At 52.8% G+C, this 22208-nt stretch carries 21 protein-coding genes and 5 tRNA genes; 10 read left to right on the forward strand and 16 right to left on the reverse strand.

What is annotated here, in order from left to right; all coding sequences use genetic code 11:
• The first annotated feature begins 91 nt into the window (after window positions 1-91).
• From ABVM99_RS04640 to emrB, 4 genes are all read left to right on the forward strand, one after another.
• A complete protein-coding gene (locus ABVM99_RS04640) occupies window positions 92-1276 on the forward strand; it encodes an MFS transporter (protein ID WP_000165758.1) in 1185 nt (394 codons plus the stop codon).
• A 496-nt stretch (window positions 1277-1772) separates the two neighbouring features.
• Window positions 1773-2303, forward strand: coding sequence for a transcriptional repressor MprA (gene mprA, locus ABVM99_RS04645; protein WP_000378431.1), 531 nt, complete (start codon window positions 1773-1775; stop codon window positions 2301-2303).
• A gap of 126 nt (window positions 2304-2429) precedes the next feature.
• Window positions 2430-3602 carry a multidrug efflux MFS transporter periplasmic adaptor subunit EmrA gene (gene emrA / locus ABVM99_RS04650; RefSeq protein WP_001275600.1) on the forward strand — a complete coding sequence of 391 codons (1173 nt, stop codon included), beginning with the start codon at window positions 2430-2432 and terminating at the stop codon, window positions 3600-3602.
• A gap of 16 nt (window positions 3603-3618) precedes the next feature.
• Window positions 3619-5157: a multidrug efflux MFS transporter permease subunit EmrB gene (gene emrB, locus ABVM99_RS04655; RefSeq protein ID WP_001187298.1), complete on the forward strand. Its 1539-nt coding sequence runs from the start codon at window positions 3619-3621 to the stop codon at window positions 5155-5157.
• A gap of 48 nt (window positions 5158-5205) precedes the next feature.
• Here the strand turns inward: emrB and ABVM99_RS04660 are convergent, their stop codons facing one another.
• From ABVM99_RS04660 to pncC, 15 genes are all read right to left on the reverse strand, one after another.
• Entirely contained in the window at window positions 5206-6576 is a 1371-nt protein-coding gene (locus ABVM99_RS04660) for a carbohydrate porin (RefSeq protein ID WP_000645140.1), read from the reverse strand.
• A 345-nt stretch (window positions 6577-6921) separates the two neighbouring features.
• Window positions 6922-7437: an S-ribosylhomocysteine lyase gene (gene luxS / locus ABVM99_RS04665; protein WP_001130194.1), complete on the reverse strand. Its 516-nt coding sequence runs from the start codon at window positions 7435-7437 to the stop codon at window positions 6922-6924.
• 149 nt (window positions 7438-7586) lie between these two features.
• Window positions 7587-9143 carry a glutamate--cysteine ligase gene (gene gshA, locus ABVM99_RS04670; protein ID WP_000611821.1) on the reverse strand — a complete coding sequence of 519 codons (1557 nt, stop codon included), beginning with the start codon at window positions 9141-9143 and terminating at the stop codon, window positions 7587-7589.
• Between the two features lie 76 nt (window positions 9144-9219).
• Window positions 9220-9645, reverse strand: coding sequence for a YqaA family protein (locus ABVM99_RS04675; RefSeq protein ID WP_023194876.1), 426 nt, complete (start codon window positions 9643-9645; stop codon window positions 9220-9222).
• Window positions 9642-10208: a fructose-1-phosphate/6-phosphogluconate phosphatase gene (gene yqaB / locus ABVM99_RS04680; RefSeq protein ID WP_000271296.1), complete on the reverse strand. Its 567-nt coding sequence runs from the start codon at window positions 10206-10208 to the stop codon at window positions 9642-9644. Before yqaB ends, ABVM99_RS04675 begins: the two co-directional genes overlap by 4 nt.
• A gap of 370 nt (window positions 10209-10578) precedes the next feature.
• Window positions 10579-10655, reverse strand: a tRNA-Arg gene (locus ABVM99_RS04685).
• Between the two features lie 181 nt (window positions 10656-10836).
• Window positions 10837-10913: transfer RNA gene (locus ABVM99_RS04690), tRNA-Arg, on the reverse strand.
• Window positions 10914-10975: 62 nt separating this feature from the next.
• Window positions 10976-11052 (reverse strand) — tRNA-Arg (locus ABVM99_RS04695).
• Between the two features lie 62 nt (window positions 11053-11114).
• Window positions 11115-11191 (reverse strand) — tRNA-Arg (locus ABVM99_RS04700).
• 3 nt (window positions 11192-11194) lie between these two features.
• Window positions 11195-11287: transfer RNA gene (locus tag ABVM99_RS04705), tRNA-Ser, on the reverse strand.
• Between the two features lie 303 nt (window positions 11288-11590).
• The gene (gene csrA, locus ABVM99_RS04710) at window positions 11591-11776 is read right to left on the reverse strand and encodes a carbon storage regulator CsrA (RefSeq protein ID WP_000906486.1); all 186 of its coding nucleotides are present in this window, start codon (window positions 11774-11776) and stop codon (window positions 11591-11593) included.
• A 234-nt stretch (window positions 11777-12010) separates the two neighbouring features.
• Window positions 12011-14641, reverse strand: a complete 2631-nt coding sequence (alaS, locus tag ABVM99_RS04715) for an alanine--tRNA ligase (protein ID WP_000047228.1) — start codon at window positions 14639-14641, stop codon at window positions 12011-12013.
• A 235-nt stretch (window positions 14642-14876) separates the two neighbouring features.
• Window positions 14877-15377 carry a recombination regulator RecX gene (gene recX / locus ABVM99_RS04720; protein WP_001294863.1) on the reverse strand — a complete coding sequence of 167 codons (501 nt, stop codon included), beginning with the start codon at window positions 15375-15377 and terminating at the stop codon, window positions 14877-14879.
• Window positions 15378-15493: 116 nt separating this feature from the next.
• A complete protein-coding gene (gene recA, locus ABVM99_RS04725) occupies window positions 15494-16555 on the reverse strand; it encodes a recombinase RecA (RefSeq protein WP_000963150.1) in 1062 nt (353 codons plus the stop codon).
• An 84-nt stretch (window positions 16556-16639) separates the two neighbouring features.
• Window positions 16640-17137, reverse strand: a complete 498-nt coding sequence (pncC, locus tag ABVM99_RS04730; RefSeq protein ID WP_000132239.1) for a nicotinamide-nucleotide amidase — start codon at window positions 17135-17137, stop codon at window positions 16640-16642.
• Between the two features lie 195 nt (window positions 17138-17332).
• Between pncC and ABVM99_RS04735 the strand changes: the two genes are divergently transcribed.
• Window positions 17333-17578 carry a hypothetical protein gene (locus tag ABVM99_RS04735; RefSeq protein WP_000053777.1) on the forward strand — a complete coding sequence of 82 codons (246 nt, stop codon included), beginning with the start codon at window positions 17333-17335 and terminating at the stop codon, window positions 17576-17578.
• A 37-nt stretch (window positions 17579-17615) separates the two neighbouring features.
• Here ABVM99_RS04735 and mltB read toward each other — a convergent pair whose 3' ends face one another.
• Window positions 17616-18695: a lytic murein transglycosylase B gene (mltB, locus tag ABVM99_RS04740; RefSeq protein ID WP_000476826.1), complete on the reverse strand. Its 1080-nt coding sequence runs from the start codon at window positions 18693-18695 to the stop codon at window positions 17616-17618.
• 253 nt (window positions 18696-18948) lie between these two features.
• Here mltB and srlA point away from each other — a divergent pair, with 253 nt between their 5' ends.
• The 5 genes from srlA to gutM all read left to right on the forward strand — a co-directional run bounded on the left by srlA (window position 18949) and on the right by gutM (window position 22081).
• Window positions 18949-19512, forward strand: coding sequence for a PTS glucitol/sorbitol transporter subunit IIC (gene srlA / locus ABVM99_RS04745; protein WP_023195233.1), 564 nt, complete (start codon window positions 18949-18951; stop codon window positions 19510-19512).
• Complete coding sequence (locus ABVM99_RS04750; protein ID WP_000199039.1) at window positions 19509-20480, forward strand: PTS glucitol/sorbitol transporter subunit IIB; 972 nt, start codon at window positions 19509-19511, stop codon at window positions 20478-20480. The genes srlA and ABVM99_RS04750 overlap by 4 nt, the downstream gene beginning before the upstream one ends.
• 11 nt (window positions 20481-20491) lie before the next feature.
• Window positions 20492-20854, forward strand: a complete 363-nt coding sequence (gene srlB / locus ABVM99_RS04755; RefSeq protein WP_000111555.1) for a PTS glucitol/sorbitol transporter subunit IIA — start codon at window positions 20492-20494, stop codon at window positions 20852-20854.
• An 11-nt stretch (window positions 20855-20865) separates the two neighbouring features.
• Window positions 20866-21645: a sorbitol-6-phosphate dehydrogenase gene (gene srlD / locus ABVM99_RS04760; protein WP_001077372.1), complete on the forward strand. Its 780-nt coding sequence runs from the start codon at window positions 20866-20868 to the stop codon at window positions 21643-21645.
• Between the two features lie 76 nt (window positions 21646-21721).
• Window positions 21722-22081, forward strand: coding sequence for a transcriptional regulator GutM (gutM, locus tag ABVM99_RS04765; RefSeq protein WP_000255198.1), 360 nt, complete (start codon window positions 21722-21724; stop codon window positions 22079-22081).
• Window positions 22082-22208: the final 127 nt, after the last annotated feature.

Below are 22208 nucleotides of genomic sequence, written 5' to 3' on the forward strand. Positions count from 1 at the left end.
ACGATTCATCACGTCACCGTTCCCCTTTATTCATCAACATCCGCTATGATTGTTTTCCCAGGAAATAATTATCTGAATCACGATTACCATAATGACGAAACCCACTCATGAGCTTAGCCCGGCGCTGATCGTTTTAATGTCTGTGGCCACGGGGCTGGCGGTCGCCAGCAACTACTACGCCCAGCCGCTGCTTGATACCATCGCACATCACTTTTCGCTTTCCGCCAGCTCCGCAGGGTTTATCGTTACCGCCGCGCAGTTGGGCTATGCCGCTGGCCTGTTGTTTCTGGTGCCGCTCGGCGACATGTTTGAACGCCGAACGCTGATTGTCTCCATGACGTTGCTGGCGGCTGGCGGAATGCTGATCACCGCCAGCAGTCAGTCGCTTAGCATGATGATACTCGGAACGGCCTTAACCGGACTGTTCTCCGTGGTGGCGCAGATTCTGGTTCCGCTGGCCGCCACGCTTGCGACGCCCGCCACCCGCGGTAAAGTGGTCGGCACCATTATGAGCGGCCTGTTGCTGGGGATCCTGCTGGCGCGAACGGTCGCCGGACTGCTGGCAAACCTCGGCGGTTGGCGCACCGTATTTTGGGTAGCGTCGGCGCTGATGGCGCTGATGGCCGTCGCGTTATGGCGCGGACTGCCAAAGCTCAAATCCGACACCCATCTTAACTACCCGCAACTGTTGGGTTCTGTATTCAGCCTGTTTATTCACGATAAGCTGCTGCGTACCCGCGCGCTGCTGGGCTGTCTGACCTTTGCTAATTTCAGCATCCTCTGGACATCAATGGCCTTTTTGCTCGCCGCGCCGCCGTTTAGCTATTCCGAGGGGATGATTGGCCTGTTTGGCCTGGCGGGGGCCGCCGGCGCTTTAGGCGCGCGTCCGGCGGGCGGATTTGCCGATAAAGGTAAATCTCACCTCACCACCACGTTCGGCTTACTGCTGCTGTTACTCTCCTGGCTGGCGATCTGGCTTGGGCACACCTCGGTACTGGCGCTGATTATTGGCATTCTGGTACTGGACCTCACCGTTCAGGGGGTACATATCACCAATCAGACGGTCATCTATCGTTTGCATCCGGATGCGCGTAACCGGCTCACCGCCGGCTATATGACCAGCTACTTTATCGGTGGCGCCGCAGGGTCGCTGATTTCCGCCTCCGCCTGGCAACATGCCGGCTGGGCCGGCGTTTGTCTGGCGGGTGTCACGGTAGCCTTACTTAATTTACTGGTCTGGTGGCGAGGTTTTCACCGACAGGAAGCCGTAAATTAAGCGGATAGTGAGCGTTTACCTTTGTTTAAGCTCCTTAGGGTGTTAAGGAGCTCCCCAGTCTGTTAAGGTTATGCTATTCATTTATCATGGTTATTTTTATACCGGTGAAGAATAATATAATTCTATGGAAAGCCCTGCATCCCCATCTGCTCCCAGGCCAATAGCGCCCGTTCAAGGATTCGAAGGTCGTTCACCGATAGCTATCCGTGATATTCCGGTGGCTTTTGCATCGGGTTGTAAGGCCGTTTACCCGGCTTTCGCCCCTCCCGCTTATCGTTCTCTCCTGATTTTTTCATGCAGGCACTCACGCTTTTCTCGTCATTCCTGGATTTGCCGCAGGCGGCGCTTTACCGGGCCCAATGTTCCCGCTGGCGTCTCAGTCTGCGTATCATTGGTTGCTTTATAGCCTGAAAGAATGATTTTGTATTAATAATACATTTACTTTATTTGTCACTGTCGTTACTATATCGGCTGAAATTAATGAGGTCATGCCCAAATGGATAGTTCGTTTACGCCCATTGAACAAATGCTAAAATTTCGCGCCAGCCGTCACGAAGACTTTCCTTATCAGGAAATTCTTTTGACTCGTCTTTGTATGCACATGCAAGGCAAGCTCCTGGAAAACCGCAATAAGATGCTGAAGGCTCAAGGGATTAACGAGACGTTGTTTATGGCGTTGATTACGCTGGAGTCTCAGGAAAACCACAGTATTCAGCCGTCTGAATTAAGCTGCGCGCTGGGTTCATCTCGCACCAATGCGACACGCATTGCAGATGAGCTGGAAAAACGCGGCTGGATTGAGCGTCGTGAGAGCGATAACGACCGCCGTTGCCTGCATCTGCAATTAACGGAGAAAGGCCAGGCATTTTTGCAAGAAGTGCTTCCACCTCAGCATCATTGTCTGCATCAACTCTGGTCATCACTTAGCACTGCCGAAAAAGATCAACTTGAGCACATCACTCGTAAACTCCTGACGCGTCTTGATCAAATGGAGCAGGAAGGCACTGTTCTTGAGGCGCTGCGCTAAAGCGCCGACCCGCTCAAAAATCCAGATTAATAACAGGAAAGCGGACAGGCCGGCACGCGTTACTGCTGGCCTTTCTGACAACAGGTCGGCTCAGCCGATGTGAATAATAAGATCGTGGAGAACAACATGAGCGCAAATGCGGAGATCCAAACCCCGCAGCAACCGGCTAAGAAGAAAGGCAAACGCAAAACAGCGCTGCTACTTCTTACCTTGCTCTTTGTTATTATTGCCGTGGCATATGGAATTTATTGGTTTTTAGTATTGCGTCATATTGAAGAGACAGATGATGCTTACGTGGCAGGGAACCAGGTTCAAATCATGGCGCAGGTGTCAGGCAGCGTGACGAAAGTCTGGGCTGATAACACCGACTTTGTAAAAGAGGGCGATGTTCTGGTCACGCTCGATCAGACTGACGCCAAACAAGCGTTTGAAAAAGCCAAAACGGCGCTGGCCTCCAGTGTGCGCCAGACGCACCAGTTGATGATTAACAGCAAGCAGTTGCAGGCGAATATCGACGTGCAAAAAACCGCCCTGGCGCAAGCGCAAAGCGACCTTAACCGTCGTGTGCCGCTGGGTAATGCCAATCTTATTGGCCGTGAAGAGCTGCAACACGCCCGCGATGCCGTCGCCAGCGCGCAGGCACAGCTGGATGTCGCCATTCAACAGTACAATGCCAACCAGGCAATGATACTCAACAGTAAACTGGAAGATCAGCCCGCGGTTCAACAAGCGGCGACCGAAGTGCGTAACGCCTGGCTGGCGCTGGAGCGTACTCGCATCGTCAGCCCAATGACTGGTTATGTCTCCCGCCGTGCCGTCCAGCCTGGCGCGCAAATCAGCCCCACCACGCCGCTGATGGCCGTGGTGCCTGCAACCGATCTGTGGGTGGACGCTAACTTTAAAGAAACCCAATTAGCGAATATGCGCATTGGGCAGCCAGTGACGGTGATTACTGATATTTATGGCGACGACGTAAAATACACCGGTAAAGTCGTCGGTCTGGATATGGGAACAGGCAGCGCCTTCTCCCTGCTGCCCGCGCAAAATGCGACGGGTAACTGGATTAAAGTGGTTCAACGTCTGCCGGTACGCGTCGAACTGGACGCCCGCCAGTTAGAACAACATCCGCTGCGTATTGGTTTATCGACGCTGGTCACCGTGGATACCGCGAATCGCGACGGTCAGGTACTGGCCAGCCAGGTACGAACGACGCCGGTTGCCGAAAGTAACGCACGCGAAATTAATCTCGCGCCGGTCAATAAACTGATCGACGACATCGTACAGGCTAACGCGGGTTAATCCTGAGGTGCGTGTGATGCAACAGCAAAAACCGCTGGAGGGCGCGCAGCTCGTCATCATGACGATCGCGCTGTCGCTGGCGACATTCATGCAGGTGCTGGACTCCACCATTGCCAACGTGGCGATTCCGACCATCGCCGGGAACCTGGGTTCTTCCCTAAGCCAGGGGACATGGGTTATCACCTCTTTCGGGGTGGCGAACGCTATCTCGATTCCCTTAACCGGCTGGCTGGCGAAACGTTTTGGCGAAGTCAAACTGTTCATGTGGTCGACGGTCGCCTTTGCCGCGGCCTCCTGGGCCTGTGGCGTATCCAGCAGCCTGAATATGCTGATCTTCTTCCGCGTGGTGCAGGGCGTGGTCGCCGGGCCGCTGATTCCGCTCTCGCAAAGCCTGTTGTTGAATAACTATCCGCCTGCAAAGCGCTCCATTGCGCTGGCGCTCTGGTCAATGACCGTCATTGTCGCGCCGATTTGCGGCCCGATTCTGGGGGGCTATATCAGTGATAATTACCACTGGGGATGGATTTTCTTCATCAACGTGCCGATTGGCATCGCCGTCGTCCTGATGACGTTACACACGCTGCGCGGACGTGAAACGCATACCGAACGGCGACGTATTGACGCCGTCGGGCTGGCGTTACTGGTGATTGGCATCGGCAGCCTGCAAATTATGCTCGATCGCGGTAAAGAGCTGGACTGGTTCTCCTCACAGGAAATTATCATCCTGACCGTGGTCGCCGTCATCGCCATCAGTTTCCTGATCGTCTGGGAACTGACCGACGATCACCCTATCGTCGATCTTTCTCTTTTTAAATCGCGTAACTTCACTATTGGCTGCTTGTGCATCAGCCTTGCCTATATGCTCTATTTCGGCGCCATTGTTCTACTGCCGCAGCTTTTGCAAGAGGTGTACGGCTATACCGCAACGTGGGCAGGTCTGGCGTCGGCGCCAGTCGGCATTATTCCGGTAATTTTATCGCCGATTATCGGACGCTTCGCGCATAAACTGGATATGCGCAGGCTGGTCACATTCAGCTTCATTATGTACGCCGTCTGTTTTTACTGGCGCGCCTGGACGTTCGAACCGGGTATGGATTTCGGCGCTTCCGCATGGCCGCAGTTTATTCAGGGATTTGCCGTCGCCTGTTTCTTTATGCCGCTGACCACCATTACGCTCTCCGGGTTACCGCCAGAACGGCTGGCAGCGGCATCAAGCCTGTCGAACTTCACGCGAACGCTGGCGGGCTCCATTGGCACCTCGATTACCACCACTATGTGGACCGATCGTGAGTCGCTACACCATGCTCAGCTCACGGAGTCGGTTACGGCGTATAATCCAAACGCTCAGGCTATGTACGATAAACTGGAAGGCTTAGGGATGACGCACCAACAGGCGTCAGGCTGGATAGCCCAGCAAATCACGAATCAGGGGCTGATTATTTCCGCCAACGAAATCTTCTGGATGTCGGCGGGGATCTTCCTGGTGCTGCTCGGCCTGGTGTGGTTCGCCAAACCGCCCTTCGGTGCGGGCGGCGGCGGTGGCGGCGCGCACTAACTATCTGATAAAAGGGATCTACGGATCCCTTTTTTAGTAGACCAACAATCAGAAGAAATATTTGAATCTCAGACGCCCGCCGTAACGCGCATCTTCACTGTTATCGCCATTATTCGGATTGGCCTCTACCCATGAAGCATAGGCGCCGAGGTAGATGTTAAAGTTTTTCATATCCATCACGTTGGGGAATAAATATGAGGCATGAATAGTGTGAATGTCATAATTGCCGGGATCGGTGATCCAGCAATCGTCCTCACAAACGGCATCGATATTGGTAGCATTAAAGGCTTCGATTTTGTTATGCGCATAGATATAACCCAGTTCAAATCGATGCCACAACGCATTCACCCCAGCAGTAAAATCTGTCTCATCGGTCGCATCCATATAGGCGGTATTCAGGTTAATCACTGCGCCATCTTCCGGGTCAGTTTTTTGACCATTCCAGGTCATGGTAAAACCATAGCCCGTACGATCTGACTGATCGATCCACTTCCCATTCTCATAATAGCCATAGGCGTTGTTAACGACGTTACTTTCCATCGCTATCGCCGTTGAAAAACGCCCGTTTTGCCAGGCGATAACCGGACGGACGTAAGCCACGTTTTTATCGTTGCTTAAATCCATTCCGTGGTACTGCTTCTCGGTATATAACGTACTGCCATTTTCCAGCAATGTGTTAACTTCGAAATACCAGTTGTCGATGGTTTTACTCAGCAGGAAGTTACCCCCGCTGTCGCTACGTCCCCGTCCTTCTTTCATCATATAGATATAGCCGTAACCGTCACTGTAAAGATCGTTCGCTGTATTCCCCGAATATTCAATAAACGTATCCTGATTCAGCGGGAACATATCGTAGGCTTCAAAACGACCAACCTTAATTTTCCAGTCATTCTCACGACCAAAGAAGAAAACGGCATCATCAAGGTTCATTTTTCCGGTCAGGTCCGCCAGAGGCTGTACAGAGAATCCGGCAAAATTACCGTTGTCCAGCCGCTGGTAGCCATCAAAGCCCAACAACAGGCGTCCGTTAATATCCCAGCGTTCATTGGTTCCTGATGCCCAATCTTTATTCGCTGACGTTCTCATCGAGGTCAGGCTACCGGAACGGCTTGCCGCATCCATATTAAATTCGACATCGCCATAGAACTTAATATCGCTGAATCCGGATAAGGTCAGCTTCGGCGGCGTTTTACCTGCTGCAATGGGCTCGGCGGACTGGACATTCACCGTCGGCGTAGCGGCGACCTGCTGCTGTTTCAGCGAGCGAATTTGCGCCTCGGCATCGGATGCCCGTTTTTCAGCATTAACAACACGTTGCTCCAGTTCAGCCAGACGCTGCTCAATAGTGATATTATTCGCTGCCCAAAGGTTATGAGAAAAGCAAGCACCGATCATCAGCGCCAAATATTTAGCCTTCATTTTTTATCCCTTAAGTTTGATGTATACCAGATAAGATTTGCTAAAAACCCCATCGACCGGCTATTAGTAGAGTCTTGTTATTACCTGGATATCTGGCGCATTCCATTATGTTTTTCTATTAATTATTTATGATTTTTAGTTTATGTGATCAATACACTCTGGCATCGTGAGTTATCCGCCTTTTCTGTTTGCCAGATCACATTTTATTATTTAACAGGCCAGGCATTACTTAATTTAAAATGTATTCTCGCCGCAAATATAATAAACGCAAATTATATTAAGCAATAAAAAACCCCGGCCATAAACCGGGGTTAATTTAAATACTGGAAACGCTTACCAATAAGACTAAATATGCAGTTCCTGCAGTTTTTCTTTCGGCAGCGCCAGCTCTTTATTGCTGTTCACGCGCACATCACGCTCCAGAATATGACGGGCAATGTCCTGCGCTTCACTGAGCGAGTGCATCTGATACGTACCGCACTGGTAAACGTTCAGCTCCGGGATCTGGTTTTGATCCTGCACTTTCAGCACATCCGCCATCGCCGCTTTCCACGCGTCGGCAACACGCTGCTCGTCCGGCGTGCCAATCAGGCTCATGTAGAAACCGGTACGGCAGCCCATCGGCGAGATATCGATAATCTCAACGCCGTTACCGTTGAGGTGGTCGCGCATAAAGCCAGCAAACAGATGCTCAAGCGTATGAATCCCTTTTTCCGGCATCACTTCTTTGTTCGGAATGCAAAAACGCAGATCAAACACGGTGATTGCGTCGCCATGCGGGGTGTTCATCGTTTTTGCAACCCGGACCGCCGGCGCTTGCATCCGGGTATGATCGACTGCGAAGCTATCTAATAATGGCATTTAGTCACCTCCGATAATTTTTTAAAAATAAACTGAACTCTTTGTTCCGGGGCGAGTCTGAGTATATGAAAGACGCGCATTTGTTATCATCATCCCTGTTTTCAGCGATGAAATTTTGGCCACTCAGTGAGTGGCCTTTTTCTTTTGGGTCAGGCGTGTTTCGCAAGCCACGCGGCAAACGGCTCGGTATCCGCCGCCTCAATCTCCTGCTGACGACGTACTGAAGCGTCACGTTCAGCAATAAACTCTTCTTCCTGTAAAATCTCCAGCGGCTCTTCGCGTAACAGATTACGGTAAGCCTCACCGAACGCTTTCCCGGTGCCGCCAATGCCTTCATCAATCATAGACCGTAGGATCCGGGCGGAGAATGTCAGTTCAGGATTATCAAAGCAGGCGACCAACTCGTCACACACCTTTTGATACTCCTCTCCCCCGTGGATACTGTCCAGCGTTTGCGCCACGCGTTTCAGATCGCGGAAAAGATCTTTCCCTACTTTGGGCAGCGGGAACTGCGCAGTTTCACAGCCAATGCCTAACGTCAGGCCCGGCTTACGCCCTTCCAGAATAACGCGATTCCAGTTAGTACGCGTACATAACAGCTCATCGCTACTCATTTCCGGCGCATCGGCCAATACGCACCAGACCATAAACAGATCGAGGAAGCGCACCTGTTGCTCGTCTACGCCGATCGGTGAGAACGGATTAATATCGAGAGAACGAACTTCAATATACTCAATACCACCACGCAGAAGCGCGTCAGAAGGCGATTCGCCGCTGCGCGTCACGCGCTTGGGACGAATGGGCGCGTACAGCTCATTTTCAATTTGCAGAACGTTGCTGTTAATCTGTAGCCGCTTACCGTCTTTTTCCACACCAATCCGCGCGTACTCCTCGGAAGGGGTTTTAATCGCGCGCTTCAGACCTGCAACGTATTCATGTAGATCGTTAAACGTAATTCCGAGATTGCTTTGCGACTTATTGGTATAGCCCAAATCACTCAAACGCAGCGACGTCGCATACGGCAGGTAGTACATGCCGCAGTCCGTTTTTTCAAACGGTAATGTGGTTGGCTTTCCTTGCAGGAAAGAGGAGCAAATGGCCGGAGACGCGCCAAACAGATAGGGGATGACCCAGCCAAAACGGTAATAGTTACGAATCAGACGAAAATAGCCGGCAGAAATTTTTTCTTTTGCCGCTTCGCCTTCCGTAACGCCGCATTTCGCCTGCCAGAACGCCATCGGTAATGAAAAATTGTAATGTACGCCGGAGATGGTTTGCATCAAAGCGCCATAACGATTTTTCAGCCCTTCGCGATAGAGCGTCTTAAAGCGCCCGGTATTGGATGTGCCGTACTGCGCCAGCTCTATGTCCTGCCCTTCCGCAATATAGCAGGGCATACTTAATGGCCACATCCGCTCATCGCCCAGTTTCCTGGCCGTATACCGATGGAGATCGCGCATAAAAGTGAGCATATGCTGGATATCGCCATCGACTGGCGTAATAAACTCCAGTAGGGCTTCCGCAAAATCCGTGGTAATCCATTTATGGGTCAGCGCTGAACCTAACGCTTCAGGATGACCTGTTGTCGCCAGCGTGCCATCAGCATTGACACGCAGCGTTTCGCGCTCTAACCCGCGCTGTATCCCCTTTAACGCCTGAGGATGTTTTTCCAGCCAGGCCAGAGCCTGTGATACGTCCGGGATCAAATTGACCTCCCGCCTGTCCAAATCGTTTTAATAAGCATAACTGTAATGGCGGCCATACATGCCAAACCTACAATTATTACCACCACATCATGCCCTGAACCGTCGCCGCTGCGAGCGCAACATAGCGCAGCGCCTTACCAAGACACAAAAAAAAGATCGTCCGCCCCCACGGGATGCGCATCCATCCCGCTAACAGGCACAACAAATCACCGATGACCGGCATCCAGCTTAATAATAGTGTGGCTGCGCCATAACGCTTTAGCCAGCCAGTCGCTTTTTCCTGCCAGCGCGACGTTTTGCGCAGCGGAAAGAAACGCCCAAGAATAACGTTAGTTACCCCTCCAAGGCTATTACCCATTGTTGCTGTGAAGACTAAGACCCAGGGATGACTGACGCCGGAGACCAGCATAGCAACCAAAACCACCTCAGAATTACCGGGTAACAGCGTCGCGCTGAGAAAACTACTGGCAAACAGAGACAGGAGCGACAGTCCGTCACTCACAATAGTCGGACATCCACGGCATCCATTCCCGCCGCCCGCGCCGCCTGTAAACCAAAATCGGCATCTTCAAATACCACGCACTGCGTCGGCATGACGCCCATCCGCTGGGCGCACAATAGGAAGGTGTCAGGCGCGGGTTTGTGATGCTGTACGTGATCTGCCGCCACAACCGCATCAAAATAACGACGCAGCCCCAGATGCGCTAACAAGGCTTCCGCGATAGCACTTTCGCTACCGGTACCGACCGACATGGGACGCCGCCCATGCCACGCTTTAACCACCTCAACCAGCGGCAGCGGTTCTACGCAGTCCAGCAGGATGCTTTTTACCGCGTCGGTTTTCTCACGCGCCAGTGACAGGGGATCAAGATCGGCATGGTTAAGCTCAATGATTGACTGGGCGATAAGCCAGGTTGGCGAACCGTTAAGCGCGACCATTGCCTGTTCATCAAAACGAAGACCATAGCGCCCCAAAACCTCACGCCACGCTTTGCGATGCGTGGGTTCGGTATCCAGGAGAGTACCGTCCATATCAAAAATCAAACCAGCATAACGTGCGTACATCGTGTTCTCGCAAACCGAATAACCAGACAGTACTTTATCGCAATTGGTTGATTTTGTCGCTAATAGAGATGAAGAGGTGTGTTCAGGATAAGGGGAAAAGCGATTGCGGGGCAGTGACGTATCCGGGAGGATTATTCGCCTTATGGGCCGTTGCTGACGCAACGTTATCCTTCCTGGTGCCAGCGGTGATTATAGCTATCTTATCTGCATCTTTATCGCTGAAAGTACGGAGAATATGGTGCATCCGGGAGGATTACTCGCCTTACGGCTCGCCCTTCGGGCCGTTGCTGACGCAACGTTATCCTTCCTGGTGCCAGCGGTGATTACCGCTATCTTATCTGCATCTTCATCGCTGAAAGTACGGAGAATATGGTGCATCCGGGAGGATTCGAACCTCCGACCGCTCGGTTCGTAGCCGAGTACTCTATCCAGCTGAGCTACGGATGCATTGGAAATGATGTTTACTACAAGATTTGATGTCGCATTTACTGCCACACTAAATAAGATGGTGCATCCGGGAGGATTACTCGCCCTTCGGGCCGTTGCTGACGCAACGTTATCCTTCCTGGTGCCAGCGGTGATTACCGCTATCTTATCCGTATCTTCATCACTGAAAGTACGGAGAATATGGTGCATCCGGGAGGATTCGAACCTCCGACCGCTCGGTTCGTAGCCGAGTACTCTATCCAGCTGAGCTACGGATGCATCGGAAAACTTGCTTTACTGCCGATATTGATACCGCGGTGAAAGCCGTATCAAGTAAGAGATGGTGCATCCGGGAGGATTCGAACCTCCGACCGCTCGGTTCGTAGCCGAGTACTCTATCCAGCTGAGCTACGGATGCATCGGGAAACTTACTTTACTGCAGATTTTGATACCGCGGTGAAAGCCGTATCAGGTAAGAGATGGTGCATCCGGGAGGATTCGAACCTCCGACCGCTCGGTTCGTAGCCGAGTACTCTATCCAGCTGAGCTACGGATGCAAATGGCGGTGAGGCGGGGATTCGAACCCCGGATGCAGCTTTTGACCGCATACTCCCTTAGCAGGGGAGCGCCTTCAGCCTCTCGGCCACCTCACCACACGCCTCTTACGAGTGCTTCGAAGAACTTGTTCTGCTCATCGTCGCTGCGTGGCGCACATATTACTTTCTGGGACTTATAAGTCAAACAATTTTTCCAGAGCTTTTATCGTTTGCACACTTCACGCTCAATTAGTCTGTAAAAAAGCCAAAAAGAGTGTTTTATCAACAGATAATTTGATGACACGCTGGCCGCCAAAAGCGCACCATATCAACAGTGAGGTTGAAAAAAGTCATGAAGGGACAACGAGGGCGAGCGAGAAGAGAGGCTGCGTCTCACCCGAAAAGTGAGACGCGAAAACCTTAGTAACTGGACTGCTGGGATTTTTCAGCCTGGATACGCTGGTAGATCTCTTCACGATGGACAGAAACTTCTTTCGGGGCGTTCACGCCAATACGCACCTGGTTGCCCTTCACCCCTAAAACTGTCACGGTGACCTCATCGCCAATCATGAGGGTCTCACCAACTCGACGAGTCAGAATCAGCATTCTTTGCTCCTTGAAAGATTAAAAGAGTCGGGTCTCTCTGTATCCCGGCATTATCCATCATATAACGCCAAAAAGTAAGCGATGACAAACACCTTAGGTGTAAGCAGTCATGGCATTACATTCTGTTAAACCTAAGTTTAGCCGATATACAAAACTTCAACCTGACTTTATCGTTGTCGATAGCGTTGACGTAAACGCCGCAGCACGAGCTGCGGCGCCAACGAACGCTTATAATTATTGCAATTTTGCGCTGACCCAGCCTTGTACACTGGCTAACGCTGCAGGCAGAGCTGCCGCATCCGTACCACCGGCTTGCGCCATGTCCGGACGACCGCCACCCTTACCGCCCACCTGCTGAGCGACCATACCAATCAATTCCCCTGCTTTAACCCGGTCGGTCACATCCTTCGACACGCCCGCAATCAGAGAAACCTTACCTTCAACAACCGTTGCCAGTACGATAACGGTAGACCCCAGTTGATTTTTCAGATCATCAACCATGGTTCGCAGCATTTTCGGCTCAATACCAGCAAGCTCGCTAACCAGGAGCTTCACGCCGTTGAGATCGACCGCTTTACTGGAAAGATTTGCACTCTCCTGCGCTGCGGCCTGGTCCTTCAACTGCTGCAACTCTTTTTCGAGTTGACGCGTACGTTCCAGTACGGCACGCACTTTGTCGCCCAGATTCTGGCTGTCGCCCTTCAGCAGATGCGCAATATCGTTTAAGCGATCGCTTTGCGCATGAACGGTGGCCATAGCGCCTTCACCGGTTACCGCCTCAATACGACGAATGCCCGCTGCAGTGCCGGACTCAGAGATAATACGGAATAGACCGATATCACCGGTACGACTGGCGTGAGTACCGCCGCACAGTTCGGTAGAGAAATCGCCCATGCTCAGAACGCGTACACGTTCGTCGTATTTCTCGCCAAACAGCGCCATAGCCCCTTTCGCCTTCGCCGCGTCGAGATCCATGATGTTCGTTTCAATCGGCAGGTTGCGGCGAATTTGCGCATTCACCAAATCTTCAACCTGACGAATCTCCGACGGCTTCATCGCTTCATTGTGCGAGAAGTCGAAGCGCAGCACTTTATCGCTAACCAGCGAACCTTTCTGCGCAACGTGTGTCCCAAGCACCTGGCGCAACGCCGCGTGCATCAGGTGCGTGGCGGAGTGGTTCAGACGGATACGTGCGCGGCGCGCTTCATCTACGTCAGCCTGTACCGCATCGCCCACTTTCAGAGCGCCCGCAGACAATTTGCCGAGGTGACCAATCGCCTGACCATATTTTTGCGTGTCGTCCACAGCGAAAGTAAATCCAGCGCCTTTCAGCTCGCCTTTATCGCCAACCTGACCGCCTGATTCCGCATAGAATGGGGTCTGATCCAGCACGACAACCGCTTCCTGTCCCGCGTTAATCGCTTCAACCGCTTTACCATCGACAAACAGCGCAGTCACTTTGCCGTTAAGTTCCAGATGGTCATAACCTTTAAATTCAGAAGCGCTATCAACGCGGATCATCGCGTTGTAGTCCGCGCCAAAACCGCTAGCTTCGCGCGCGCGACGGCGTTGCTCTTCCATGGCGGCTTCAAAACCGGCTTCGTCGACTTTGATATTGCGCTCACGGCAGACGTCCGCCGTTAGATCGACCGGGAAACCATAAGTATCATACAGACGGAAAGCGGTTTCGCCGTCCAGGGTATCACCCTGCAATTTCGCCAGTTCTTCATCCAGCAGCGCCAGACCGCGCTCCAGCGTACGGGCGAACTGCTCTTCTTCCGTTTTCAGAACCTGCTCGACCTGCGCCTGCTGACGTTTCAACTCTTCGCCTGCGGAGCCCATTACCTCAATCAGCGGCCCAACCAGCTTGTAGAAGAAGGTCTCTTTCGCGCCCAGCATGTTGCCGTGACGAACCGCGCGACGAATAATGCGACGCAGCACATAGCCACGGTTTTCATTCGACGGCAGCACGCCATCGGCAACCAGGAATGCGCAGGAACGGATGTGGTCGGCGATAACACGCAGCGATTTATTACCCAGATCGGTGGCGCCGGTGACTTTCGCTACCGCTTCAATCAACGTGCGGAACAGGTCGATGTCATAGTTAGAGTTAACGTGTTGCAGTACCGCGGCAATACGCTCCAGCCCCATACCGGTATCTACAGACGGTTTCGGCAATGGTTCCATCGTCCCGTCAGCCTGACGGTTGAACTGCATAAAGACGATGTTCCAGATCTCAATGTAGCGATCGCCATCTTCTTCCGGGCTTCCCGGAGGGCCGCCCCAGATGTGGTCGCCATGATCGTAGAAGATTTCGGTGCACGGACCGCAGGGACCGGTGTCGCCCATCTGCCAGAAGTTATCCGATGCGTATGGCGCACCTTTATTGTCGCCGATACGGATAATACGCTCGCGCGGGATGCCGACTTCTTTTTCCCAGATCTCATAGGCTTCGTCGTCGGTTTCATAGACGGTGACCCATAAACGCTCTTTTGGCAGAGCAAACCAGTTTTCACCGGTCAGTAATTCCCATGCGAACTGAATGGCGTCGTGTTTGAAGTAATCGCCGAAGCTGAAGTTGCCCAGCATTTCGAAGAAAGTATGGTGACGTGCAGTGTATCCGACGTTTTCCAGATCGTTGTGTTTACCCCCCGCGCGTACGCAACGCTGGGAAGTGGTCGCACGGGAATAATTACGTTTATCGAGCCCAAGGAAAACATCCTTGAACTGGTTCATCCCGGCATTGGTAAACAACAGAGTGGGGTCATTGTTAGGCACCAGGGAACTGCTGGCAACTACCTGATGCCCTTTACTATGGAAAAAGTCGAGAAACGCCTGACGGATCTCAGCGGTGCTCTTGCTCATAATTATCCTGAAATCAAGCTACACTTCATCCTTCAGGCCGCCTCTGCGTTGGCTGCGAGTTTCCCGGTCACGCGTTCCCGAGGCTCACTTGCCGCTTTGATGCGGCTTGAATGATTTTGTGTATTTAAGGAATATTCGTCGCAGACGCTGTTCGCCGTTAAGCAACCCGCGTCCAGACGGAAAAAGTGGGAATAAGATAAGTTTTCTTTACCGGGAAGTAAAATCCCGTATGCGCTCAATCTGCAAAATTTCGCCATATTTGCTGGATATCGTCCATCAGATACCCGCGATAGAGCAAAAAGCGCTGTACCTTAACCTTTTCTGAAAAGTTTGAAGGGAGCGGCTCGCCATATTTGCGAACGGCCTGTTCACGTGCCATTTCACTCCAGTCAATTTCACATTCTCGCATCGCTTTTTCAGTCGATTCACGGGAAATGCCTTTCTGATTCAACTCCTGGCGAATACGCGCCGGGCCATAGCCTTTGCGGCTACGACTGGCGATAAAGCGCATCACGAAGCGCTCGTCATCAAGATAGTGATGTTCGTGGCACCAGGCGATCACGCGTTCATAATCGTCTGCCGTCGCATCAATCTCTTCCGGCCCATTTTTGCCCATCACCGGCGCGGAGAGTTTACGCCGTAATTCCTGCTCGCTGTGATCGCGGACAGCAAGAATACGTACCGCACGATCAAGGAGACGAGCATAAGCGGGACGGCGCGATGTGGGTTCACTCATAAAAAACCTTAACAGGGAGAAATGCCAAAAGGGCCGCATAAATGCAGCCCTTGATGGTAATTTAACGTTTTGCTGAATGGCGGCTTCGTTTTGTCCGACCCACCATCACCTGATGATTAAAAATCTTCGTTGGTTTCTGCAACGCCTTCGCTATCGTCAACGGCGAAATCGGGCGTGGCATTCTGATTACTCAACAGTAATTCACGAACCCTTTTCTCGATCTCTTTCGCTGTCGCCGGGTTCTCTTTCAGCCAGGTAGTCGCGTTCGCTTTGCCCTGGCCAATCTTCTCGCCGTTGTAGCTGTACCATGCGCCCGCTTTCTCGATCAGCTTCTCTTTCACGCCCAGGTCAACCAGTTCGCCATAGAAGTTGATGCCTTCGCCGTAGAGGATCTGGAACTCGGCCTGCTTAAACGGCGCGGCGATTTTGTTTTTCACCACTTTCACACGCGTTTCGCTACCCACGACATTATCGCCCTCTTTCACCGCGCCAATACGACGGATATCAAGACGAACGGAGGCATAGAATTTCAGCGCGTTACCGCCGGTGGTGGTTTCCGGGTTACCGAACATCACGCCAATCTTCATACGGATCTGGTTGATGAAAATCAACAGCGTGTTGGACTGTTTCAGGTTCCCCGCCAGCTTACGCATCGCCTGGCTCATCATACGCGCCGCGAGGCCCATGTGAGAGTCGCCGATTTCGCCTTCGATTTCCGCTTTCGGCGTTAGCGCCGCTACGGAGTCGACCACAATGACGTCCACCGCGCCTGAACGCGCCAGCGCGTCACAGATTTCCAGCGCCTGCTCGCCGGTATCCGGCTGAGAGCAGAGCAGGTTATCGATATCGACGCCCAGCTTGCGTGCGTAAACAGGGTCAAGCGCGTGTTCCGCATCGATAAACGCACAGGTTTTACCTTCACGCTGCGCAGCGGCAATCACCTGCAGCGTCAGGGTCGTTTTACCGGAAGATTCCGGCCCGTAAATTTCGACGATACGCCCCATCGGCAGACCGCCCGCACCGAGTGCGATATCCAGTGAAAGCGAACCGGTGGAGATAGTTTCCACATCCATAGAACGGTCTTCACCCAGACGCATGATGGAGCCTTTACCAAATTGCTTTTCAATTTGGCCCAGTGCTGCCGCCAACGCTTTCTGTTTGTTTTCGTCGATAGCCATTATTACTCCTGTCATGCAACTTGGTATTGAACCGGATAGTGAATTCGTACTGTTGAAGCAATTATACTGTATGCTCATACAGTATCAAGTGTTTTGTAGAAATTGTTGCCACAGGGTTTGTAGCGCGTACGTCGTCGCCTGTCGACGCACCGATTCGCGGTCGCCGCTGAAGCATTCCCGACGCGTAATCCCTTCTCCACTGACGCTGGCGAAAGCAAACCACACCGTACCAACAGGCTTTTCTTCACTGCCGCCATCCGGCCCGGCAATCCCGCTAATAGCGACAGCAAAATCGGCGCGAGCGGCCTTCAGCGCCCCGATCGCCATTTCGACCACTACGGGTTCGCTGACCGCGCCATGCTGCGCCAGAGTCTCTTCACGCACGCCAATCATCTGCGCTTTGGCTTCATTACTATAGGTGACAAAGCCGCGTTCAAACCAGGCGGAGCTTCCGGCGATGTCGGTAATGGCTTTCGCCAGCCAGCCGCCGGTACAGGACTCTGCTGTAGTTACGGTCGCCCCGCGCGCTTTTAACGCCAGCCCGACCTGCTCGCTAAGCCGCATCAGTTCACTGTCAGTCATCATGACCTCTGTCAGTTAGAAATCCTGCCGCACAAGATAGCACTTTCTCACCAGAGATGGGGACGAGCAGTCGATTTTACGAGTCGGATTCCGAAAAAATGCCAGCAGGTTATTTATGCAGAATGAAATGAGGTAGCACATGACTAAATAGCAGTACCATGTCGCTAAATTTACACGCACGGAGAGAAAGCAAGGATGTCACTCAAAAAAACGGAAAGCACACAGCAAACACTAAAACAAACCACCCAACTACGGCTGTGGGCCACAATTGGCGGCGTCTGTTCACTTGTCATGGGAGTACTGAATATATTGTCGTCAGGCTATTTTGAACCGTATGATGGCGGTCAAATTATCTTAGGCCTGGGATGTCTGGGATATAGTCTGGCACTATCAAAGAAGATATCCCACTTGCAGGCAGAGAATCAGCCCAAAAAGCCATAATAATAGCGGAGGGGGTGCTCCCCTCCCTAAGCGTAAATTAGCGCACCCGCGCCAGCGCTACCGCCTGGCCCAGTTGCCAAACCGCCATCGCATAATGCGTGCTGTGGTTATATCGGGTAATGGTGTAGAAGTTCGGCAGGCCGTACCAGTACTGGTAGCCCGTACCGATATCCAGACGCAGCAGGCTGGCTTCCTGATGATTGCCCAACGATTGCTGCGGCGTTAAGCCTGCGGCGGCAAGCTGAGAGAGGCTGTATTTTGTTTTGAAACCATTCGCCAGTCCCGGCGCCTGACCATTCGCCGGCACCGCAACCGTATCGCCTTTCACCCAACCATGCGCCTTGAAGTAGTTCGCCACACTGCCGATGGCATCTACCGGATCCCACAAGTTAATGTGCCCATCGCCATTGAAATCGACCGCATATTCTTTATAGGAAGATGGCATAAACTGGCCGTAGCCCATCGCGCCCGCAAAGGAACCTTTCAGATTGAGCGGATCGTCTTGCTCATCGCGCGCCATGAGCAGGAAGGTTTCCAGCTCGCCGGAGAAATATTCCGCCCGGCGCGGATAGTTAAATGACAGCGTCGCCAGCGCGTCCAGAATCCGTGTTTTCCCCATGATACGTCCCCAGCGGGTTTCCACGCCGATGATGCCCACGATGATCTCCGGCGGTACGCCGTATACCTGCCAGGCGCGGTTCAGCGCGTCTTCATACTGATTCCAGAACGCGACGCCGTTTTGCACGTTATCCGGCGTAATAAATTGTTTGCGGTAGCGCAACCAGGCGCCATTTGGTCCGGCGGGCGGCTGAGTGGTCGGCGCTTGTCTGTCCATCAGACGCAGGACGTAATCCAGTCTTTTAGACTGCGAGAGGATCTCCTGCAGTTGCTGACGGTCGAAACCGTGTTTACTGACCATTTTATCAATGAACTGCTGCGCATTAGGGTTGTTGGCGAAGTCGCCGCCCATTTGCATGACGTTATGCTGCGGCTCAAGCAGGAAGCCGCCGGAAGACGTGCCCGTCGTCGCTTGAGTCTCGGAAGATTTTGGCGTGCTGCTACAGGCAGCAAGCAATACGCAAAGTGGAAGTAACGCTACATAACGACGCTTGAACATGAGACATCCATTAAACAAATTCAGCCAGGGAGAAGTATGGTAAAGCATCCCCCGCCGCACAAGGAAGCGGCACAAGAGAATAAATCACCTTTCTCCTCTTTTCAGTTTGTATCCGCTCCCCCACTCCCGCAATCTTTCAACTTAAAATATTTTTCTTTTATTTTGCGATCACAATAACACTTTTGAATCTTTCAACATGATTACAATGAACAGGAAATTAGCAAGAAAACTAAAAACCCTACAGGAGAGAACAATGATCGAAACCATTACACATGGTGCGGAGTGGTTCATCGGGTTATTCCAGAAAGGCGGAGAGGTGTTTACCGGTATGGTGACAGGTATTCTTCCGCTACTGATAAGCCTGCTGGTTATCATGAATGCGCTCATCAATTTTATCGGCCAGCAGCGTATTGAGCGTTTTGCCCAACGTTGTTCCGGAAATCCGCTATCTCGTTACCTGCTTTTACCGTGTATCGGGACATTTGTTTTTTGTAATCCGATGACCCTGAGCCTGGGACGCTTTATGCCGGAGAAGTACAAGCCGAGCTATTACGCGGCGGCCTCCTATAGCTGTCACTCCATGAACGGTCTGTTTCCGCATATCAATCCCGGCGAACTGTTTGTTTATCTGGGTATCGCCAGCGGACTCACCACGTTAGGGCTTCCTCTCGGCCCGCTCGCGGTGAGCTATCTGCTGGTAGGTCTGGTGACGAACTTCTTCCGCGGTTGGGTCACCGATCTCACCACCGCTATTTTTGAGAAAAAAATGGGGATTCAACTTGAGCAGAAAGTTCATCTGACAGGAGCGGTATCATGACACGGGTTCGTATTGAGAAAGGCGCCGGCGGCTGGGGCGGCCCGCTTGAACTGGACGTTACGCCAGGCAAAAAGATCGTCTATATCACAGCCGGTACGCGCCCGGCGATCGTCGACAAACTGGCGCAACTAACAGGCTGGCAAGCGGTGGACGGCTTTAAAGAAGGCGAACCGCCGGAAGCGGAGATCGGCGCGGCCATTATCGACTGCGGCGGTACGCTGCGCTGCGGTATCTATCCGAAACGCCGGATTCCAACCATTAATATTCACTCGACGGGTAAGTCCGGCCCACTGGCGCAGTATATTGTTGAGGATATTTATGTCTCCGGCGTAAAAGAAGAAAACATTACTCTTGTCGGCGAAACGCCTGCCAGTCCCCAGCCTGCCAAAACGACATTAGGACGTGACTACGACACCAGCAAAAAAATCACCGAGCAGAGCGACGGGCTGCTGGCAAAAGTCGGTATGGGAATGGGCTCCGCCGTGGCGGTACTGTTCCAGTCCGGTCGCGACACCATTGATACGGTCCTGAAAACAATCCTGCCGTTTATGGCGTTCGTTTCGGCGCTGATCGGCATCATTATGGCCTCAGGTCTTGGCGACTGGATCGCCCACGGCCTGGCGCCATTAGCCAGCCATCCACTGGGGCTGGTGACGCTGGCATTGATCTGCTCGTTCCCGCTGCTGTCGCCCTTTCTCGGCCCTGGCGCGGTTATCGCTCAGGTCATTGGCGTCCTGATCGGCGTTCAGATAGGCCTGGGCAATATCCCCCCGCATCTGGCGCTTCCCGCCCTGTTCGCGATTAACGCGCAGGCGGCCTGCGACTTTATCCCGGTCGGCCTGTCACTGGCGGAAGCGAAACAAGACACCGTTCGCGTCGGCGTACCTTCCGTGCTGGTCGGACGCTTCCTGACTGGCGCGCCCACGGTACTTATCGCCTGGTTTGTTTCCGGCTTTATCTATCAATAAGAGGTTCAGACATGAGCGTGATTTATCAAACCACCATCACCCGTATCGGCCAGAGCGCGATGGAGGCGCTCGGCGAACAGATGCTGATTACGTTTCGGGAAGGCGCGCCGGCGGATATCGAAGAATTTTGCTTCATCCATTGTCATGGCGAACTGACCGGCGCGCTGCAGCCTGGCGCGCGGTGTGAATTGGGCCAACATTGCTATCCGGTCACGGCGGTCGGCAGCGTAGCCGAGCAAAACCTGCGTGAACTGGGGCATATCACTTTGCGCTTCGATGGTCTGCGCGAAGCAGAATTTCCCGGCACCGTACACGTTGCGGGGCCTGTACCGGACGATATCGCGCCGGGCTGTATTTTGACGTTTGTCGCTTAAGGAGAAAAAACATGAATCAAGTTGCCGTTGTCATTGGCGGAGGCCAGACCCTGGGGGCATTCCTTTGCCGTGGGCTTGCAGAAGAAGGATACCGCGTGGCGGTCGTTGATATTCAAAGCGATAAAGCCGCGAATGTCGCCCAGGAAATTAACGCCGATTTTGGCGAAGGTATGGCGTACGGTTTTGGCGCCGACGCTACCAGCGAGCAGAGCGTGCTGGCGCTGTCCCGCGGCGTAGACGAGATTTTCGGGCGCGTCGATCTGCTGGTTTACAGCGCGGGTATCGCCAAAGCGGCGTTTATCAGCGATTTCCAGTTGGGCGATTTTGACCGCTCGCTACAGGTGAATCTGGTGGGCTATTTCCTCTGCGCCCGTGAGTTTTCCCGCCTGATGATCCGCGACGGCATTCAGGGGCGCATTATTCAGATTAACTCTAAATCCGGCAAAGTGGGCAGTAAACACAACTCCGGCTACAGCGCGGCGAAATTCGGCGGCGTGGGGTTAACCCAGTCTCTGGCGCTGGATCTGGCGGAATACGGCATTACCGTACACTCGTTGATGCTCGGCAACCTGTTGAAATCGCCAATGTTCCAGTCACTGCTGCCGCAATACGCCACTAAACTGGGCATTAAGCCCGACGAGGTGGAACAGTATTACATTGATAAAGTACCGCTCAAACGCGGGTGTGATTATCAGGATGTGCTGAACATGCTGCTATTTTATGCCAGCCCGAAAGCGTCTTATTGCACCGGGCAGTCGATCAACGTAACCGGCGGTCAAGTGATGTTCTGACCGTGAATTGCCGGATGGCGCCGTAGGCCGGATAAGACGGTTACGCCGCCATCAGGCAAACCAACAGGAGCACATTATGGTTTCCACTCTGATTACCGTCGCCGTTATCGCCTGGTGTGCGCAGCTGGCGCTGGGCGGTTGGCAGATTTCCCGCTTTAATCGGGCTTTCGATAAACTTAGCCAACAGGGGCGGGTCGGCGTCGGGCGCTCCGGCGGGCGTTTTAAGCCCCGGGTGGTGGTTGCCGTGGCGCTGGACGAACAGCAGCGGGTGACGGACACTTTATTGATGAAAGGCCTTACGGTATTCGCCAGACCGGTTAAAATTGCCGCAATGCAAGGAAAACATTTGCATGAATTACAGCCTGATGTGATCTTTCCCCATGATTCGCTCGCGCAGAATGCACTATCATTGGCGCTTAAACTGAAACATGGGTAATTTCGTTGTGAATGCGTATAGCTTGCGAAATTATCATTTTGCAACCAATACCCTAAATAATTCGAGTTGCAGGAAGGCGGCGACGCAGTGAATCCCAGGAGCGTACATCAGTACGTGACCGGGGTAA

This window comes from Salmonella sp. SJTUF15591 (assembly GCF_043356435.1).
Lineage (GTDB): Bacteria > Pseudomonadota > Gammaproteobacteria > Enterobacterales > Enterobacteriaceae > Salmonella > Salmonella enterica.

Excerpts from the sequence above, each read along its gene's own strand:
- ABVM99_RS04640 (WP_000165758.1), top strand. The coding sequence starts at position 92 with ATGACGAAACCCACTCATGAGCTTAGCCCGGCGCTGATCGTTTTAATG.
- mprA (WP_000378431.1), top strand. The coding sequence starts at position 1,773 with ATGGATAGTTCGTTTACGCCCATTGAACAAATGCTAAAATTTCGCGCC.
- emrA (WP_001275600.1), top strand. The coding sequence starts at position 2,430 with ATGAGCGCAAATGCGGAGATCCAAACCCCGCAGCAACCGGCTAAGAAG.
- emrB (WP_001187298.1), top strand. The coding sequence starts at position 3,619 with ATGCAACAGCAAAAACCGCTGGAGGGCGCGCAGCTCGTCATCATGACG.
- ABVM99_RS04660 (WP_000645140.1), bottom strand. The coding sequence starts at position 6,576 with ATGAAGGCTAAATATTTGGCGCTGATGATCGGTGCTTGCTTTTCTCAT.
- luxS (WP_001130194.1), bottom strand. The coding sequence starts at position 7,437 with ATGCCATTATTAGATAGCTTCGCAGTCGATCATACCCGGATGCAAGCG.
- yqaB (WP_000271296.1), bottom strand. The coding sequence starts at position 10,208 with ATGTACGCACGTTATGCTGGTTTGATTTTTGATATGGACGGTACTCTC.
- csrA (WP_000906486.1), bottom strand. The coding sequence starts at position 11,776 with ATGCTGATTCTGACTCGTCGAGTTGGTGAGACCCTCATGATTGGCGAT.
- alaS (WP_000047228.1), bottom strand. The coding sequence starts at position 14,641 with ATGAGCAAGAGCACCGCTGAGATCCGTCAGGCGTTTCTCGACTTTTTC.
- recX (WP_001294863.1), bottom strand. The coding sequence starts at position 15,377 with ATGAGTGAACCCACATCGCGCCGTCCCGCTTATGCTCGTCTCCTTGAT.
- recA (WP_000963150.1), bottom strand. The coding sequence starts at position 16,555 with ATGGCTATCGACGAAAACAAACAGAAAGCGTTGGCGGCAGCACTGGGC.
- pncC (WP_000132239.1), bottom strand. The coding sequence starts at position 17,137 with ATGACTGACAGTGAACTGATGCGGCTTAGCGAGCAGGTCGGGCTGGCG.
- ABVM99_RS04735 (WP_000053777.1), top strand. The coding sequence starts at position 17,333 with ATGTCACTCAAAAAAACGGAAAGCACACAGCAAACACTAAAACAAACC.
- mltB (WP_000476826.1), bottom strand. The coding sequence starts at position 18,695 with ATGTTCAAGCGTCGTTATGTAGCGTTACTTCCACTTTGCGTATTGCTT.
- srlA (WP_023195233.1), top strand. The coding sequence starts at position 18,949 with ATGATCGAAACCATTACACATGGTGCGGAGTGGTTCATCGGGTTATTC.
- ABVM99_RS04750 (WP_000199039.1), top strand. The coding sequence starts at position 19,509 with ATGACACGGGTTCGTATTGAGAAAGGCGCCGGCGGCTGGGGCGGCCCG.
- srlB (WP_000111555.1), top strand. The coding sequence starts at position 20,492 with ATGAGCGTGATTTATCAAACCACCATCACCCGTATCGGCCAGAGCGCG.
- srlD (WP_001077372.1), top strand. The coding sequence starts at position 20,866 with ATGAATCAAGTTGCCGTTGTCATTGGCGGAGGCCAGACCCTGGGGGCA.
- gutM (WP_000255198.1), top strand. The coding sequence starts at position 21,722 with ATGGTTTCCACTCTGATTACCGTCGCCGTTATCGCCTGGTGTGCGCAG.